Raw genomic sequence first — 17160 nt, 5'->3', positions numbered from 1 at the left:
AGCCAGGCAAAGCGGCTCGCACAGTGACTTCCTATCGGGTTGAAGAGGCGCATGCCGTCACCTCGCGGCCACTGCCGCTGTGCTGGACTTTCTTGCGATGGTGAGCACGCTCCCGCTTTTTAAGGTGGACGGCATGACCAATCGCCTCCCCCGATGGATACTTCTGCTCGCGCCGGTGCTGGCGTCGTGCGCGGGCACGCCTACGCCCGAGACCAAGGAGGCTGGCATGCAGAGCCCTGATTTCGTGCGTGGCGAGGTGCGCGTCACCGAACATCGTGGAGGCGACGACCTGCTAAGCGCGGGGCTTGGCCTGTCCGGTCTTGCCGATTCGCCCCCAGTGTTTACGCACACGCTGAAGCCGACTGCCGCGGAATTGCGTCGACGTGCGATCCAGACCAGCTGGAAAGGCATCGCCGATCTCGGTCCGCTGGGTGGTTTCGGCAAGGTGTATGGCGCGGTGCCTAACGTGCCGGGGCGCGAGTATCAGGCATTCGCATGGATACCGGGCGCTCAGTCGCCGCATCGCGTGCTGCTGCAGGTGCCGGATGGCTTCGACCGTGCACGCCGTTGCCTGGTGGTGACGGCGTCCTCGGGTTCGCGCGGCATTTACGGTGCCATTGCGCTCGCCGGTGCGTGGGGGCTGCCACGCGGTTGCGCGGTCGCCTATACGGACAAAGGTGCCGGCCCCGGCTACTTCGACCCGGCCGATGACACCGGCGTGGCGTTGGACGGTGGTCGCGCCAAACGCGGCACCACGACGCTGGAGTTCGCGCCGTCCACCGGTGTGCGCCACACCCTTGTCGCGGTGAAGCATGCTCACTCGGGCGACAACCCTGAAGCCGATTGGGGTCGCCATGTGTTGCAGGCCGCGCAGTTTGGTCTGGCGATGCTGGACCGTGCCTTCCCCGACCAGGGGCCCTTCACTGCGCAGAACACCCGCATCATCGCCACTGGCCTTTCCAATGGCGGCGGTGCCGTGCTGCAGGCCGCCGGGCTGGATGACGGCCATTTGCTGGCGGGCGTGGTCGCGCTCGCGCCCAATGTGCGCGTGCCGGATGCCGGGCGTGCGTTGTTCGACTACGCCACCGAGGCATCGATCTGGCTGCCCTGCGCACTGGCCGATGAGCGCTTCGAAACAGCACCGCTGGCGCGAACGCCCAGGGGAGAAGTACCAACAGCTTCAGCGCAGCGCTGCCATCAACTGCACGAGCGCAATTTGATTAGCGGAACGCGCGTAAGCGCGCAGGCGGCCCAGGCCTATGAGCACCTGCGAGCGGCCGGCTGGACCGACGATGCGATGGCGACGGCTGCTTCCACCACATCCTTCGACTTGTGGCGCGCCATCACCGCTGCTTACGCCTCCGCTTATATGCGTCGTGGCCCGAGCGATATGCCATGCGGATTCAGCTATTCGGCCACGGGAGCGAAGGGTGCGGCGGGCGCCGCCGATCCCGCAGCGCGTGCCAGCTGGTGGGCCGATGCTTCGGGCATCCCCCCGGGCAATGGCGTGGGCCTGAATGGCGGCACCGATCACTCGCATGACCCCACCCTGCCTGGCGCACTGTGCTTGCGTGCGCTTTGGGAGGACACCGACGCCAGCACCCAGGCTCTCCGTGATGGCGTGGCCGCTACGGCGGTGAAGCCGCCACGGGCCAGCTTGCCGTTGTGGGTGGTGCATGGCGCTTCCGATGGTTTGCTGCCTACGGCGTTTACTTCCGAACCCTATGTTGCCTGGCTGCGCACCGAGGGCGGGCATCCGCTGTTCTGGAAAGTGCCTTATGCGCAGCATTTCGACGCCTTCCTCGCGTTGCCGGGTTTTGGCGACAAGCACGTGCCACTGCTGCCTTATGGCTATGCCGCGCTGGACCGGTTGTGGGCCCATCTCTACGACGGCGCCCCATGGCCGGTGGTGGTGCCGGCGCCCACACCGCGACCGCGTGGAAGTGAAGCGCTTTCTCCGGAAGCGCTCGGGATGCCGGCCGCGTGGACGCTGGGACCCAAATAAGACCTGCCGGCGACCTCAGCTGGGGTATCCTTACCGGTCCGCTGGGCGCGTGTGGTTGCGCCCTGTCTTTGAAAACAAGGATTTCCGATGACCATCAACGTCACCTTCAACACCAACCGCGGTCCGATCCACCTGCGCTTGCATGATGACAAGACCCCGGTGACCGTGGCCAGCTTCGTCAACCTGGCCCGCCGTGGCTACTACGATGGCCTGTCGTTCCACCGCGTGATTGCCGACTTCATGGTCCAGGGTGGTTGCCCGGAAGGCAGCGGCCGCGGCGGCCCGGGCTATCGTTTCGAGGACGAGTTCAACCCCTCGCTGCGCCATGACAAGCCGGGCGTACTGTCGATGGCCAACGCCGGCCCGCGTACCAATGGCAGCCAGTTTTTCATCACCCATGGCGCCACGCCGTGGCTGGATGGCAAGCACAGCGTGTTTGGCGAAGTCGTGGGTCCGGAAGACCAGGCTGTGGTCGATGCCATCAACCAGGGCGATGTCATTGAGAAGGTGATTGTCGAGGGCGACGTCGACGCGCTGCTGGCCGCCCAGGCCGACCGCGTGAAGGAATGGAACGCGGTGCTCGACCAGCACGGCTGAGCGCATTCGTTTTGTTCGTGTGAAAAAGCCGCCGTTCCCGCGAACGGCGGCTTTTTTCATGCGTGCGATTTCATGGCGATGTGCAGTTCAGAAGCCTAGAATCGAAAGGTTCCACATGGCACACGATGTGCGTCATCCCAACCCAAGGAGATGTAGTCATGTCATTTTTGAACGATCTGCTCGGTGGCGGCCAGGGCAATCAGGCCGGCGGTTCTTCGCTCGTTTCCATCGCGGGCGCGCTGATTGAAAAGGCAGGGGGAGTGCAGGGTTTGGTGGCCATGCTGCAGCAGCATGGTTTGGGCGACGCGGCACAATCCTGGGTTGGCACCGGTGCCAACCAGGCTGTGTCCGGTGATCAGCTGGGCCAGGTCTTGCAGAACGGCGGAATGGGTTCGCTGCTGCAGGATGCGGCGGGCAAGCTCGGCGTCGATCAGGGCCAGTTGCTGGGCCAGCTCTCGCAGGTGCTGCCGCATGCCGTGGACCACCTGACACCGGATGGTCAGATGCCGGCGCAATCGTCCGGCGGTTTCGACCTTGGTTCGCTGGCCTCGCTGGCTGGCAAGCTGTTTGGCAACAACGCAGCCTGAGTCTCCGTGGCTGCAGAAGCATCGGCGACGCGCAACGCGTCGCCGATGTGCTGGTGCTTCAAGTGGTGGAATTGCGCTTGAACACGAAGTGATAGATCGCCAGCAGTATCACTGCGCCGCCGATCGACCCCAGGAAATGCACCATGCCGGTTTCGCCCCACAGCCCGAGCTTCTCACCGAGGTAGGTGGAGATGAACGAGCCGCAGATACCCAGAATGGCGGTGATGATGAAACCGCCCGGGTCCCTGCCCGGTGTCAGCGCCTTGGCGATAAGACCCACAACCAGACCGACAATGAATACCCATAACCAATGCATATTCGGGTGTCCTTGGTGAGAGTTCGTAAGGTTTCCTGATGCTGTACGGCCAGGCCGCCTCCCGCGTGCCTGCTGCCTCTCGTCTTCCCCCGTAGGCCGGGCCACGACAGGCGTACGCATCATGCGCCCCTCTCGGCGGGCGCGCACCTCTTGGCTCATCGCTAGACCATCCGATCATGGCGGACCGGCGGATGGCGCGCCGCCGCATGCTAAAATCGCCGGGTTTGCTGTCTTCGTCCCCCCATACACGAGGAAGTCATGCCCCAACTCGCCCAGCGTGTCGGTCGCGCCAAGCCCAGTGCGATCATGCTCATCGCCGAAAAGGCCAAGCAGCTCAAGGCTGCCGGCCGCGACATCATCAGCTTCTCCATCGGCGTTCCAAATTTTCTTCCTGGCGAGCACGTGTATGCCGCCGCACGCGAAGCGCTTCAGCACGACTCCGGCCAATACGGCAGCAACCGCGGTGCAGACGCACTGCTCGATGCGTTCCTCGCGCATATCGAAAAGCTGGGTTTTACCGGTTACGGGCGTACCAACCTTTCCATCGGCATCGGTGCCAAGCAGGTGCTGTACAACCTGGGCGAGGCGCTGTTGAACGAAGGCGACGAAATCGTCTTTGCCGCGCCGTACTGGACCACCTACCGCGATATCGCGGACATCCTCGGTGCCAAGGCCAACGTGCTGCATTGCGGACCGGAGCAAAACTACAAGCTCACGCCCGCGCAGCTCGAAGCCGCGTTGGCGCGCAAGCCGAAGGTGTTCCTGTTCAACAACCCGTCCAACCCCACCGGCATGGTCTACACGCGCGACGAAATCGCTGCGCTGGCTGAGGTGCTAGTGAAGTATCCGGACACCTGGATCGTCACCGACGACATCTACAACTCGATGGTGTTCGACGGTATCGGCTATCACAACTTCGTGCACGCGAAGCCGGAGCTGAAGGATCGCCTGATCTTCGTTGACTCCATTTCCAAGACGTACGGCATGCCGGGCTGGCGCGTGGGCCTCATCGCGGGCCCCGAGAACGTGGCCAAGGCCATCACAACGCTCAACTCCAACCACATCACCAGCCTGCCCGAAGTGATCACTGCCGCTGCGGTGGCCGCGTTTGGCGGTCCGCAGGACGTGCCGCAGGCCAAGTGCGAGGAATTCGCGGGCAAGCGCGATGTGGTGGTGAATGCATTGCGCGCGATTCCCGGCGTGGTGTGCCCGCGTCCGCAGGGTGCGTTTTATGCCTTCCCCGATATTTCCGTGGCGTTCGGCAACAGCCACCATGGCATGCGCATCGACAGCGATGTCGATTTCTGCGCTGCGCTGCTCGAAGCCAAGGGTGTGGCCTGCGTGCCGGGCTCGGCCTTCGGCGAGCCGCGCGCCATGCGCATTTCCTACACCTGCCCCACGGCACAATTGCAGCCTGGGTTGGAACGCATCCAGGCGTTCTTTGCAGAACTGACCTGACGGTCTTGAGGCCCGCACCACTTTGTGCGGGCCCTGTCTTTTGTAAGTCCTAGCCAAGTTGAAGGAGTTTCCCCGATGAAAGCCCCCGTTCGTGTTGCCGTTACCGGCGCTGCCGGCCAGATCGGTTACGCCCTGCTGTTCCGTATCGCTGCGGGCGACATGCTGGGTCCGGACCAGCCGGTGATCCTGCACCTGCTCGAGATCACTCCGGCACTGCCCGCCCTGCAGGGCGTGGTGATGGAGCTCAACGATTGCGCGTTCCCGACGCTGGCCGGCGTGGTTGCCACCGACGACCTCAAACTTGCCTTCAAGGACGTCGACTACGCGCTGCTGGTTGGTGCTCGTCCGCGCGGCCCGGGCATGGAGCGCAAGGATCTGCTGGAAGCCAACGGCGCCATCTTCGGCCCGCAGGGCAAGGCGCTGAACGATCACGCCAAGCGTGACGTGCGCGTACTCGTCGTAGGCAACCCGGCCAACACTAATGCGCTGATCGCCCAGCAGAACGCTCCTGACCTGGATCCGAAGTGCTTCACCGCGATGGTCCGCCTCGACCACAACCGCGCGCTGTCGCAGCTGGCCGAGAAGACCGGCAAGCACAACACCGACATCAAAAAGATGACCATCTGGGGCAACCACAGCTCCACCCAGTATCCGGACCTGTACCACGCCACCGTGGGTGGCAAGCCGGCGCTGTCGCTGGTCGACCAGGCCTGGTACGAGAGCGACTTCATCCCGACCGTGCAGCAACGCGGCGCCGCTATCATCAAGGCTCGTGGTGCGTCGTCGGCCGCCTCGGCTGCGTCGGCCGCTGTTGACCACATGCGCACCTGGGCGCAGGGCACGGCGGAAGGCGACTGGGCCTCGATGGGTATCCCGTCCGACGGTTCGTACGGCATCGCCCCGGGCGTGATCTACGGCTACCCGGTGACCGTGAAGAACGGCAAGTACGAGATCGTGCAGGGCCTGGACGTGAACGCGTTCTCGCGCGCCCGCATGGACGCCACCGACAAGGAACTGCGCGAAGAGCGCGCCGGCGTCGAGCACCTGTTCGCCAAGAAGTAAGCTGCTTCGGTCCCACCAACAAAAAGGGCGGCTTTGGCCGCCCTTTTTGTTGGTGGGACCGCGCTAGCGAGCCATTGGCCTCATGCCGGCCGCAGCTCAGCACATGGTCGCCATGCTTCGTGCGGAACCCGTCAGTTTGGTGCTGACATCACGATCCGTTCCAGGCGAGGCGAAGGGTGCGCAGTCGAAGCCGCACTGCATTGGCTCAACTGCTGTGATCGAGGACGATCTTCCATCCGTCCGGGGTCCGTTCCCACAGCAGGGAATAGACACCATCATCCTTGCTCGCGTCCCCATGTGCAGTTCGGTCCAGGTGGAATCGGCCTGTCACCATGGCATATTGCGCCTGGCCCTCGGCACAGGGCAACAAACGGACGTCTATGTCCGAGTACGAAAGCGTGCCCATCTGTTCCTTGGACGCGTAATTCTTCTGGTAGTTTTCGAGAATGGGGCGATAGCCCTTGCGGATCTTCGATCCGATGAATGTCGTATCCGGCGCATCCTTGTAGGGCTGCATGAAGGCCACGATATCGCCGCGATTCCAGGCAGTTTGCTGGTCGGCCATGATCTTGCGGATCGTCGTCGCCTCGTTGGTCGCACCGCGTGCCATGGGCGCCAAGACTGCAAGCGCCACCACCATCATCAGCCACCTGGCCAACCGGGAAAGTCCCCTCTGACGCATGTTCTGCCCCTGCTTGAATGGAAACGTCGGCAACTTATCACGGACCTCTGCCATGCCTGCAGCGCTTCATGGTTAAATCAGCCGATCCTCGACTGGAATTTCGCTATGAAGCAACTCCTTGCGATCGCCACCTGCTGCGCCCTGCTCACCGCCTGTGGTGGCACTCACGGCTTGCACGACAGCACGCCCAAGCTAAGCAGCCGTACCAACAAGGACATTCCGACCTATCTCGAATGCGTGCGCGCGAAGTGGGCGGAGACGGCGGAAGTCAGTGCGTCGAACAAGAAAGAAGAGGGCACGCTCTCTGGTAATGACAAGACTGGTGCGCACGAGCTGATCAACGTGACGGCGGATGGCACCGGCGCGCAAGTGATGATGTACGAAAGCCAGAACGCCAAGAAGGAATACAATTCCGCGTATCGCGACGCGGCGGTGTCCTGTCTCTGATGCATCCGGATGGGTGATCGCCACGTGGCGATCACCCATCACAACGTCTCGAGCAAGGTCGCAAGGCCTGTTTTGCGCTGCTGATCCAGGCTAAGCCGAAGCGGCGGACTGAACCGAGGTGGGAGCAATGCGCTACGAGGATTTCTACCGCATGTCGGTCGAGCAGCCGGAGCTGTTCTGGACCGAGCAGGCGCGGTTGATTCATTGGGAAACGCCGCCGCAGAAAATCCTCGACCAGTCGAATCCGCCATTCCGCCGCTGGTTCGTCGGCGGCACCACCAATCTCTGCTACAACGCCATCGACCGACATCTGGCAGAGCGTGGCGGTCAACTGGCACTGGTGGCTATTTCCACGGAAACCGGCGTCACGCGCGAGCTCACCTATCGCGACCTGTACCGCGAGGTAAACACCTTCGCCGCCGTGCTTGTGTCGCTGGGCGTAGGGAAGGGTGATCGCGTAGTCATCTACATGCCCAATATCGCCGAGGCGGTGTTTGCCATGCTGGCGTGCGCGCGTATCGGTGCGATCCACTCCGTGGTGTTCGGTGGATTCGCGGCGCACAACCTGGCTCTGCGCATCGATGACGCGCAGCCGAAATTGCTGATTGCCGCGGATGCAGGTATGCGTGGCGGCAAAGTCATTCCGTACAAACCGCTGGTTGACGCGGCATTGGAAGAAGCGCAACACGGGTCAGCACAAGTGCTGATCGTCGATCGCGGCCTCGATCCGCAGATGACGCGCGTGGCCGGTCGCGATCTCGACTATGCGAGCCTGCGCGCCTCCTACGAAGGCGCTGAGGTGCCGGTGACGTGGCTGGAATCGAACGAACCCAGCTATCTGCTCTACACCTCGGGCACCACCGGCAAACCCAAGGGTATCCAGCGCGACGTGGGTGGATACGCCGTGGCGATGGCGCTGTCGATCACCACGGTGTTTGATATCGCACCGGGACAAGTGATGTTTTCAACGTCTGACGTGGGTTGGGCGGTGGGGCATTCGTACAACGTGTACGCTCCGCTGATCGGCGGCGCGACCTCGCTGCTGTACGACGGGCTACTGACCAACCCCGACCCGGGCATCTGGTGGCGGTTGTGCGAACGTTACGGCGTGCGCACCATGTTTTCATCTCCCACGGCCATCCGCATGTTGAAGAAACAGGATGCGAGTTGGCTGAGAAAATACGACCTGTCCAAACTGAAATGGCTGTTCCTTGCCGGCGAGCCGTTGGACGAACCCACCGCACACTGGATCACCAATGGCCTTGGCGTGCCGGTGATCGATAACTACTGGCAAACCGAAACCGGCTGGCCCGCCATCACCTTGATGCCCGGCCTTGATCTGAAACCCGTGAAGTTCGGCTCGCCGGGTTTGCCCAGCCCTGGCTATCGCATGAAGGTGATCGACGAGGGAACTGGCCAGGAGCTGCCGCCCCATCAGAAGGGCGTGCTGGTGTTCGAGCCGCCGTTGCCACCCGGTTGCCTCACTACCGTGTGGGGCGACGACGAGCGCTACATCAGTAGCTACTTCAGCCACTTCAACGAGTTGCTGTATAGCTCGCTGGACTGGGCTATCCGCGACGAGAACGGCTACACCACCATCCTTGGGCGCGTCGACGACGTGATCAACGTCGCCGGTCATCGCCTGGGTACGCGTGAGATCGAGGAATCGGTGTCGACACATCCTGCCTGCGCCGAAGTCGCCGTGGTGGGAATGCATGACGAACTGAAGGGGCAGGTTCCGGTCGTATTCGCCACGCTCAAGCAAGGCGTTACGGAACGTGCGGCGGATGTGGCGAAGGCGATGCAGCAGTGTGTCGTCGAGCAGCTTGGAGGCGTGGCCAGGCCAGCGCGCGTGTACTTGGTCAGCGCCTTGCCCAAGACACGGTCAGGCAAGCTGCTGCGACGTTCATTGCAGGCACTGGTGCAGCACACTGATCCGGGCGACCTGTCCACGCTGGACGATCCGAACGCGCTGGAAGAAGTACGACGGGCACTGGAACGCGGGCCAGACCAGGGCGGGTGAGTGACGATTCCCCCTCTCTTTGGGGGGGATCTTGCGGGCCTGTTGGAGCTGAACTGGTTCTTCTGCCCGTTATCGCGAGCAGCCACTTCAATCCTCTCCCGCAGGGAGAAGGGAGCGCACGCCAGGCGTCGCGATTGGTTGCACGCAGCATGCGAAATTTTTCATGCTGCCGCGCAACAGGTCATAAACACCCGCTGCGCTAAAATCCGGCCTTTACGCGGAGGTACCATGGCCCAGATCGCATCCCCCGGCGCGAAGTTCCGCGCTGCTCTCGCAGCCGAGCACCCCTTGCAGGTGATCGGCGCCATCAACGCGAACCATGCCTTGCTCGCCAAGCGTGCAGGGTATCGCGCGATCTATCTCTCGGGTGGCGGTGTCGCTGCTGGCTCGCTGGGCCTGCCTGATCTGGGCATCAACACGCTGGACGATGTGCTGACTGACGTCCGTCGCATCACCGACGTGTGCGATCTGCCGCTGATGGTGGACATCGACACTGGCTTCGGTCCAAGCGCCTTCAACATCGCGCGTACCGTCAAGAGCCTGATCAAGTTCGGCGCGGCCGCTTGCCATATCGAGGACCAGGTCGGTGCCAAGCGCTGCGGTCATCGTCCTGGCAAAGAGATCGTGCCGGTGAGCGAGATGGCCGATCGTGTGAAGGCGGCCGCTGATGCCAAGACCGACTCCGACTTCTTCCTGATCGCACGCACCGACGCCATCGCCGTTGACGGCGTGGATGCGGCGATCGAGCGCGCCATTGCCTGCGTCGAAGCGGGTGCCGACGGCATCTTCGCCGAGGCGGCCTATGACCTGCCGACCTACCGCCGTTTCGTCGATGCGGTGAAAGTGCCGGTGCTGGCCAACATCACCGAATTCGGCCAGACGCCGCTGTTCAGCGTGGAGGAGCTTGCCTCCGCCGGCGTAGGCATCGTGCTCTATCCGCTTTCCGCGTTCCGTGCCATGAACAAGGCTGCCGAGAACGTCTACACCGCGGTCCGTCGCGATGGCCACCAGCGCAATGTCATCGACACGATGCAGACCCGCGAGGAGCTCTACGACCGTATCGGCTATCACGACTTCGAGCGTCGACTGGACGAGCTCTTCGCCAGGAAGAGCTAACCGTCCGGCCACCGATTTCAGGCGGCAGCGCGACTGCCGCGCATATTTTGATGATGCAGCGTCTTCAGGAGATGTAGCGAATGACTGAGCAAACCCTTCCCAAGCCTAAGAAATCCGTCGCCCTGTCCGGCGTGGCCGCCGGCAACACCGCGCTTTGCACCGTGGGTCGCAGCGGCAACGACCTGCATTACCGCGGTTACGACATCCATGACCTGGCGGCCAAGGGTTGCTTCGAGGAAGTGGCGTACCTGCTGGTGCACGGTGTGCTGCCGAACTGGGCGGAACTGAATGCCTACCGCGCCAAGCTCAAGCGCTTGCGCGGCCTGCCGGCGCCTGTGAAGAGCGCGCTGGAACTGCTGCCGGCCGCCACCCATCCGATGGATGTGATGCGCACTGGCGCCTCGGTACTCGGCACCGTGCTGCCGGAGAAGGACGACCACAACGTCATCGGTGCGCGTGACATCGCCGACCGCCTGATGGCCAGTTTCGGCTCGATGCTGCTGTACTGGTTCCACTTCAGCCACAACGGCAAGCGCGTGGAGACGGAGACCGAGGACGAGTCGATCGCTGCGCACTTCCTGCATGTGCTGCACGGCAAGAAGCCGAGCGAGCTGCACGCGCATGCGCTGGACAAATCGCTGATCCTTTACGCCGAGCACGAGTTCAATGCCTCCACCTTCACCGCGCGCGTCATCGCCGGCACCGGGTCGGACATGTACTCGGCGATCACCGGCGCCATTGGTGCATTGCGTGGTCCCAAGCACGGCGGCGCCAACGAAGTGGCGATGGAGATCATCTCGCGCTATCGCAATGCGGCCGAAGCGGAAGCCGACATCCGCGCACGCGTCGAGCGCAAGGAAATCATCATCGGCTTCGGTCACCCGGTCTACACCGTGTCTGATCCGCGCAACGAGATCATCAAGGAAGTCTCTCGCAAGCTGTGCACGGAAGGCGGCAACCCGTCGCTGTTCGACGTGTCCGAGAAGATCGAAAAGCTGATGTGGGAGCAGAAGAAGATGTTCCCCAACCTCGACTGGTTCTCGGCCAGCGCGTATCACATGATGGGCGTGCCGACGGCCATGTTCACCCCTCTGTTCGTCATCGCCCGCACCTCCGGCTGGAGCGCGCATGTGATCGAGCAGCGCGAGGACGGCAAGATCATTCGCCCCAGTGCCAACTACATCGGTCCCGAAGATCAGGCGTACGTTCCGATCGAAAAACGCTGAAGCTGCTGCGCGTGAGTAAAAAAGAGGGAGCCTTCATGGCTCCCTCTTTTTTTCTTAACTTTCGTTACGGTTCAGGACCCTGTACGACATTGCTATCGTTTTGTGTGCACGGGTGTAAAGCAATTGATACAGCCGTTCCACAGCAAAACGTTTGGTGAGCAGTGCACGGCAACGCACTGATTCCCGGTCTCATGTCCGGGCGTTTATGAAGGGTTCTTCGCATTAGGTCGATGGGGTGTGTAACAGAGATGAATCACTTCGGACTTTGGCCTGCCTGACCAAAGCCAGACTCAGTGGTCATGAGTCTCCCCAAGCGGCTGATTTCGTAGAGATCGTGCTGGCGAACATACGGATCGGCGTCATGGCACGCATGTTGCGATCATTACGTGCTGGATCGGCAACACCAGCAACACGGGGGGTCACCGCATCGTTCCAGGAGTAATGACTATGCGTAAGACTCTGATAGCAACTGCGATTGTGCTGGGATTGGGATTGGCATTACCGGCATTCGCGGACGACAACGAATCTCATGGCAGCAGCACTCTCACTGACTCGAGGACTAACACCAACTCGAGCACTCACACCAAGACCGTAACCAAGACCTCAACCAAGACCTTCACGGACGCCTTCAACTCGGGCGACGCGAAGTCATGGGGAATGGGCACCGCGGCAGCCAATAATGGTGGCACGGCGACCTCGACGTTCTCAGATGCGTTCAACACCAACATCGCCGTAGCCAACAGCGAACTCAGCGGTGAAGTCTCCCATGTCCGTGTAAGCGACATCGGCAACGTCGCCAAGAACTACGGCGATGCCAATGGCGGTCGCGGTGGTAGCGGCGGCAAGGGCGAAGGCGGCAAGGCGATCGGCGGCAACGGTGGTCGCGGCGGGTCGGGCGGCGACGCCGACGCGCGTAGCGGCAAGGCCGGTGGCAGCGGTGCGTCCAGCGGTGATGCCGAGGGTTACGCCGGTGGTTGGGGTGGCAAGAGCAATGGCGACAACGAAGGCAATGCTCATGCCAAGGCTCGTGGCGCCGGTACCAACACCAGCACGGCGACGGGTGGTGCAGGCAGTTGGGCAGCTGGTGCTGGTACGGGTGGCACCAACACCAATACCAGTGGCGCAGCGACCTCAACCGGTGGCACGAGCGGCGCAGCTGATGCGACCGCAGGTACTGGCGGCGCTGGTGGCTCAGGCACTGGTGGCACCGGTGGCGCGGGCTCGGGCGGTGCAGGCGGTGCGGGCGGCGCAGGCGGCACGGCATATGCCGATGCTGGCACGTTCGACATGTCGAACCAGATGAACGGTTCAGCCATGGCGGCAGCAGGCGTGTCGATCCTCGCGCAGAACAGCGGCGCAGCTTCGCTGGTACAGCAGAGTGTGAATGTTCAGGCCAACCTGAACCTCGGTCACTAAGTAGTAGGGAACCCGGCACGATGGAGCGGATGCGCTCCATCGTGCTTGGTACTGCCAAAAGTTATCCGAGATGACGGCTGAAGTAGCAGTCCGCTCTGACCAGTAGGGGTGCTTGCGCACCCTGGGAGACAGTGCCGTGCAATCCTTCAAGTGGACGCTTGGTGTTACTGCTTTTTGCGTAGCAACCATACCTGCAATTCTTTGCGCGGAAGACGCGCATATTCCGTCCGCATATCTCGCCGACGGTACCGACTCACCCATTGCCGTCTATACCGCCGCAGCCAGGTTCGAAGGCGAAAGCTTGACGGGTGACATAGGGCAGGGTGTGGACAACTCCACGCTGGCCGGCATGAGCGGAGGCACCCTGGTCATACAGAACACTACGCTCACAGGCACCGTCACCAATGACAGTGCGGATCACGTGATTTCCGGCGACAACGTGATCATGGGCGGCTCATTCAGCGGCGCGACCGGTATTCCGACCGTGATCCAGAATTCCGGTAGCAACGTGCTCATCCAGAACGCTACCGTGCTCAACGTCCAGTTCAAGCCATGAACAAGCTGGCGGCGCTGCTTATTGTAATGGCGGCGCTGCCGCTGGAAAGCCATGCCTCGACACCGATGGGCGTGGTGGGTGGCCAGGGCGGCACGTATACGGTGCATCTTACGAGCCTCAAGGAGGCTCGCTACAAGAACACCATCCATCAGAAATACGATTTCAGCTGCGGCTCGGCCGCGGTGGCCACGTTGCTGACCTATCAGTATGGCTACCCCATGAACGAACAGGTGGCGTTCGAGCAGATGTACACACACGGGGATCAGGCCAAGATCAACAGGGAAGGCTTTTCCCTGCTGGATATCAAGCGATTCCTGGATGCGAACGGTTTCGACGCCGATGGCTTCAAGGTGCCGCTGGACAAGCTCGTAGAAGAACAGCTGCCTGCCATCGTACTGATCGATGAGAAGGGCTATCACCACTTCGTCGTCATCAAAGGCGTGCGCAACGACCGCGTGCTCATCGGAGACCCTGCGCGCGGCACGCGCGTGATCGCGGTCAACCGATTCATGACCATGTGGAAGAACGGACTTGTCTTCGTGATTCACAACCGCCGGAACCTGGCGGTATTCAACAGCCCAAACGACTGGAAAGTGGCGCCGCAGTCACCGCTCGGCACTGCCGTCGATCGCAACGGCCTCTACAACATGGTGATGCCCAAGAAAGGGCCGGGCGATATCTGAGGAGATGACGATGAAATCGGTCACGCACGTCGTTTGTCTTGGCACGATCCTGCTGGCGGGCGGGCCATGGACGGTGGGCGCGCAAGCGCAGGAAGCAGCGGCGTCGATGGCAATACCTGCCGGTACGCCAGCTCCAGTTCTTGCCGACGCGGCCGCCAGCAAGCTGATGACTGATGATCTGGCTGGCTGGGCGCCAGTCAGCCAGGAGACGCTGGATGAGACTCGCGGAGGCTATGACGTGGGCAACGGTCTGCTCGCGTCATTCGGTATCGACCGCGCGGTTTACGTCAACGGCAACCTTGTCACTTCCACCAGCTTCAATGTACCCGACATCGCACACATAACGGCCCCGCAGGCCCAGGCGATGGCGACGGCACTCAATTCAGTGTCCTTGACTCAGATCGGGCCCAACAACATCTTCGAGCCTTCGGCGCTTCCCCAGACGACGGCCGCGACGGTGATACAGAACACGCTCAACAATCAGAACGTCCAGAGCATTACCACGCTCAACACCACGGTCAATACGCTCAACGCATTCCGCCAGACGAATTTTCAGGATGCGATGCAGCAGGCACAGTTGCAGTCCCTGGGGCATTGAGATGGGACGAGCACCGCCACGAGTCGTTTTCCACCGCGAATGCGCCGCGGCCGATACCCGCGGCGCATTCGTCTGTACGACTTCGAACCATGAGTCATGAGGAAGCATGATGCGACACTCAGCGTGGCGATACCTTTGGTCGGCAGGATGTGCAGGGCTGGTGACGCTCGGCCTGCCTGTCGCGGCCCAACAAGCGCCGGTAGGGCAGGACGGAGCAGCGGCCACACAGCCTGCAGCGATACCTGCGAACACCACCAGTACGCCTGGTTCACCGGCGGCTCCTGCGGCGGTGGCGTCGGACGACATCCGCAAGAAGGTCTCTGAGCAAGGCGAGCGCATCGATGCGATGCGCAGCCAGATCAGCGCGCAGATCGAACAGCTCGATGCGATGAAGCGCGCGCTGGCGAAGCAGGAGAGCGACTACCAGCAGCTTCGACAAGCCGTGGGCATGGAGGTGCTAGACAAGCAACGCGCCGGCAACATCGCTGCCGGTGGAGCGGGAGCCTCGGCGTTGCCCATGCCGGCTGCGCAGGTGGTGGCGTCCAACGCGCCGTCGCCTGACCCGCAGCAGACGCAACCGGTCGGCGAGGCACCCAGGCCTGACACTCGACCACCGGAAGTGGCGCCGATCTTCCAGCAGCCCGGTGTGCTCACGCCCAAGGGCAGCATCATCCTCGAACCGGCATACCAGTATGGCTATTCATCGGTCGATCGCGTGGCACTGGTCGGCTATACGGTGATTCCCGCCATCCTCATTGGCCTGATTGATGCGCGTCAGGTCAAGACCACCACGCAGATCGGCTGGCTGACCGGTCGCTATGGCATCACCAATCGGCTGGAGGTGGAAATACGCGTGCCGTATGTCTACCAGCATACCGACACAGTCAGCCGCGAGATCTTCACCGGCTCAGCCACTGACAGGGCATTCGGTTCCAGCGGCAATGGCCTGGGTGACGTCGAGGCAACGGCTCGTTACCAGCTCAATGTTGGCGGTCCGGACAAGGCGTACTACGTAGGCTGGCTGCGCGTGAAGTCGAACACCGGCAAGGATCCGTTCGAAGTCACCACCGACTGCGTGCAGCGTTGCGTGGAGAGCGCGATCGACACAGCGACCCTTGAGGCCACCGGCACAGGTCTGCCGTTGCATCAGCCCAGCGGCACGGGCTTCTGGGCGATCCAGCCGGGCGTAACCTGGCTCTATCCCAGTGACCCGGTCGTGTTCTTCGGTAACTTCAGCTACCTCTACAACGTGCCGCGCGACAACGTGACCCGCCATCTCCTGGCGGGTGGTACGGAGGATCTGGGCAAGATCAAACCGGGCAATATCGTCGATGTCAGCGTGGGCATGGGTCTTTCGCTCAATGAAAAAGCATCGATCAGCATTGGCTACGACCAGAGCTTCATCGGTGCCACCAAACAGAACAACCACAACGTGGCCGGTTCGACCAAGACCGTACTCGGCACGCTCCTGATTGGTGGCTCATGGCGTTTCAACGAGAAGCGGACGCTCAACTTCACGTTGGGCGTAGGCGTTACCCGCGACACGCCTGACGCGACGGTGACCGTGCGTGTTCCGATGATGTACTAACGCATCGTCCGGTCGCTTTGGAAAAAGATGCCTTTGCGATCAGAGACCCTCGCGTAGTAGCAGCCGTCGGCGCTGCGCCAGCCAGCCGCCCATGCATACGCCGACCACCAGCAGCGCATCGAGGGCATAAGTCGCCCACGCATGTGCCTCGAACCACCGCACCAGCCAGAGGTCGTGCGCGATCATGCGTGCCGAGGTCCACGCGATGGCTGCTGCACCAATGTAGATAATGATCGGGAAGCGCTCGATCAGTCGCAGGAGCAGCGTCGAACCCCACACCACCAACGGCACGCTGATCGCCAGCCCAATGATTACCAGCAGCATGTGGCCTTTCGCAGCGCCTGCGACGGCAAGCACGTTGTCCAGCCCCATCAGAGCATCGGCCACAACGATGGTGCGCATGGCGGGCCAGAAGCCGCTGGCGGCATCGACGTCATGGGCGGGCTTGGATTCGGACTGCAGCAGTTTCCAGGCAATCGGCAGCAGCAGCAGGCCGCCAATCAGCATGAGGCCCGGCAGCTTGAGCAGATAGATCACGATGGCTGTCAGAAGGACTCGCACCGCGACGGCGCCCACGGTGCCCCACAGCACGGCTTTCTTCTGGATGCTACGGGGAAGGTTGCGCGCAGCCATGGCGATCACGATGGCGTTGTCGCCAGCGAGCACCAGGTCAAGCAGCACAATGGCCAGCAGGCCAGAAAGGAAATCGGTACCGGTAAATTCCATGCGGATGTCTCTGCGCGTTGGACAATTGCGGTAACGACGGACACGCGCGGCCCGCCATCACCGCAAAAGTCTCG

General features: G+C 62.2%; 17 protein-coding genes. 14 read left to right on the top strand and 3 right to left on the bottom strand.

The window, feature by feature from the left end; all coding sequences use genetic code 11:
- Positions 1–133 precede the first annotated feature (133 nt).
- The 3 genes from AC3CBN_RS17960 to AC3CBN_RS17950 all read left to right on the top strand — a co-directional run bounded on the left by AC3CBN_RS17960 (position 134) and on the right by AC3CBN_RS17950 (position 3189).
- On the top strand, positions 134–2005 hold the full coding sequence (locus AC3CBN_RS17960) for a 3-hydroxybutyrate oligomer hydrolase family protein (RefSeq protein ID WP_488634351.1): 1872 nt from the start codon (positions 134–136) through the stop codon (positions 2003–2005).
- Positions 2006–2092: 87 nt separating this feature from the next.
- Entirely contained in the window at positions 2093–2602 is a 510-nt protein-coding gene (locus tag AC3CBN_RS17955; RefSeq protein ID WP_488634350.1) for a peptidylprolyl isomerase, read from the top strand.
- A gap of 158 nt (positions 2603–2760) precedes the next feature.
- Positions 2761–3189, top strand: coding sequence for a YidB family protein (locus AC3CBN_RS17950; protein ID WP_488634349.1), 429 nt, complete (start codon positions 2761–2763; stop codon positions 3187–3189).
- Between the two features lie 58 nt (positions 3190–3247).
- Here AC3CBN_RS17950 and AC3CBN_RS17945 read toward each other — a convergent pair whose 3' ends face one another.
- Positions 3248–3505: a GlsB/YeaQ/YmgE family stress response membrane protein gene (locus tag AC3CBN_RS17945; protein WP_488634348.1), complete on the bottom strand. Its 258-nt coding sequence runs from the start codon at positions 3503–3505 to the stop codon at positions 3248–3250.
- 258 nt (positions 3506–3763) lie between these two features.
- Here AC3CBN_RS17945 and AC3CBN_RS17940 point away from each other — a divergent pair, with 258 nt between their 5' ends.
- Together AC3CBN_RS17940 and AC3CBN_RS17935 are read left to right on the top strand one after the other, a co-directional pair.
- On the top strand, positions 3764–4963 hold the full coding sequence (locus tag AC3CBN_RS17940; RefSeq protein WP_488634347.1) for a pyridoxal phosphate-dependent aminotransferase: 1200 nt from the start codon (positions 3764–3766) through the stop codon (positions 4961–4963).
- A gap of 75 nt (positions 4964–5038) precedes the next feature.
- Positions 5039–6025 (top strand): malate dehydrogenase, encoded by a 987-nt coding sequence (locus AC3CBN_RS17935; RefSeq protein WP_488634346.1) that lies wholly within the window; start codon positions 5039–5041, stop codon positions 6023–6025.
- A gap of 205 nt (positions 6026–6230) precedes the next feature.
- Here the strand turns inward: AC3CBN_RS17935 and AC3CBN_RS17930 are convergent, their stop codons facing one another.
- Entirely contained in the window at positions 6231–6761 is a 531-nt protein-coding gene (locus AC3CBN_RS17930; protein WP_488634345.1) for a YybH family protein, read from the bottom strand.
- A 51-nt stretch (positions 6762–6812) separates the two neighbouring features.
- Here AC3CBN_RS17930 and AC3CBN_RS17925 point away from each other — a divergent pair, with 51 nt between their 5' ends.
- From AC3CBN_RS17925 to AC3CBN_RS17885, 9 genes are all read left to right on the top strand, one after another.
- Positions 6813–7154: a hypothetical protein gene (locus tag AC3CBN_RS17925; RefSeq protein WP_488634344.1), complete on the top strand. Its 342-nt coding sequence runs from the start codon at positions 6813–6815 to the stop codon at positions 7152–7154.
- A 127-nt stretch (positions 7155–7281) separates the two neighbouring features.
- Positions 7282–9177 (top strand): propionate--CoA ligase, encoded by a 1896-nt coding sequence (gene prpE / locus AC3CBN_RS17920; RefSeq protein WP_488634343.1) that lies wholly within the window; start codon positions 7282–7284, stop codon positions 9175–9177.
- A gap of 228 nt (positions 9178–9405) precedes the next feature.
- Positions 9406–10293 carry a methylisocitrate lyase gene (gene prpB, locus AC3CBN_RS17915; protein WP_488634342.1) on the top strand — a complete coding sequence of 296 codons (888 nt, stop codon included), beginning with the start codon at positions 9406–9408 and terminating at the stop codon, positions 10291–10293.
- An 80-nt stretch (positions 10294–10373) separates the two neighbouring features.
- On the top strand, positions 10374–11519 hold the full coding sequence (gene prpC, locus AC3CBN_RS17910; protein WP_488634341.1) for a bifunctional 2-methylcitrate synthase/citrate synthase: 1146 nt from the start codon (positions 10374–10376) through the stop codon (positions 11517–11519).
- A 447-nt stretch (positions 11520–11966) separates the two neighbouring features.
- On the top strand, positions 11967–12935 hold the full coding sequence (locus tag AC3CBN_RS17905) for a hypothetical protein (protein WP_488634340.1): 969 nt from the start codon (positions 11967–11969) through the stop codon (positions 12933–12935).
- 136 nt (positions 12936–13071) lie between these two features.
- Positions 13072–13491 (top strand): hypothetical protein, encoded by a 420-nt coding sequence (locus AC3CBN_RS17900; protein WP_488634339.1) that lies wholly within the window; start codon positions 13072–13074, stop codon positions 13489–13491.
- Positions 13488–14174 (top strand): C39 family peptidase, encoded by a 687-nt coding sequence (locus AC3CBN_RS17895; RefSeq protein ID WP_488634338.1) that lies wholly within the window; start codon positions 13488–13490, stop codon positions 14172–14174. The genes AC3CBN_RS17900 and AC3CBN_RS17895 overlap by 4 nt, the downstream gene beginning before the upstream one ends.
- 10 nt (positions 14175–14184) lie before the next feature.
- Positions 14185–14772 (top strand): hypothetical protein, encoded by a 588-nt coding sequence (locus AC3CBN_RS17890; RefSeq protein WP_488634337.1) that lies wholly within the window; start codon positions 14185–14187, stop codon positions 14770–14772.
- A gap of 106 nt (positions 14773–14878) precedes the next feature.
- Positions 14879–16360 (top strand): acetate kinase, encoded by a 1482-nt coding sequence (locus AC3CBN_RS17885; RefSeq protein WP_488634336.1) that lies wholly within the window; start codon positions 14879–14881, stop codon positions 16358–16360.
- A gap of 39 nt (positions 16361–16399) precedes the next feature.
- Here the strand turns inward: AC3CBN_RS17885 and AC3CBN_RS17880 are convergent, their stop codons facing one another.
- Positions 16400–17086: a TerC family protein gene (locus AC3CBN_RS17880; RefSeq protein ID WP_488634335.1), complete on the bottom strand. Its 687-nt coding sequence runs from the start codon at positions 17084–17086 to the stop codon at positions 16400–16402.
- Between the last annotated feature and the right edge of the window lie 74 nt (positions 17087–17160).

The sequence above is a fragment of the Dyella sp. OK584 genome, assembly GCF_057787755.1.
This window is presented reverse-complemented; position numbering and strand designations above follow the sequence as displayed.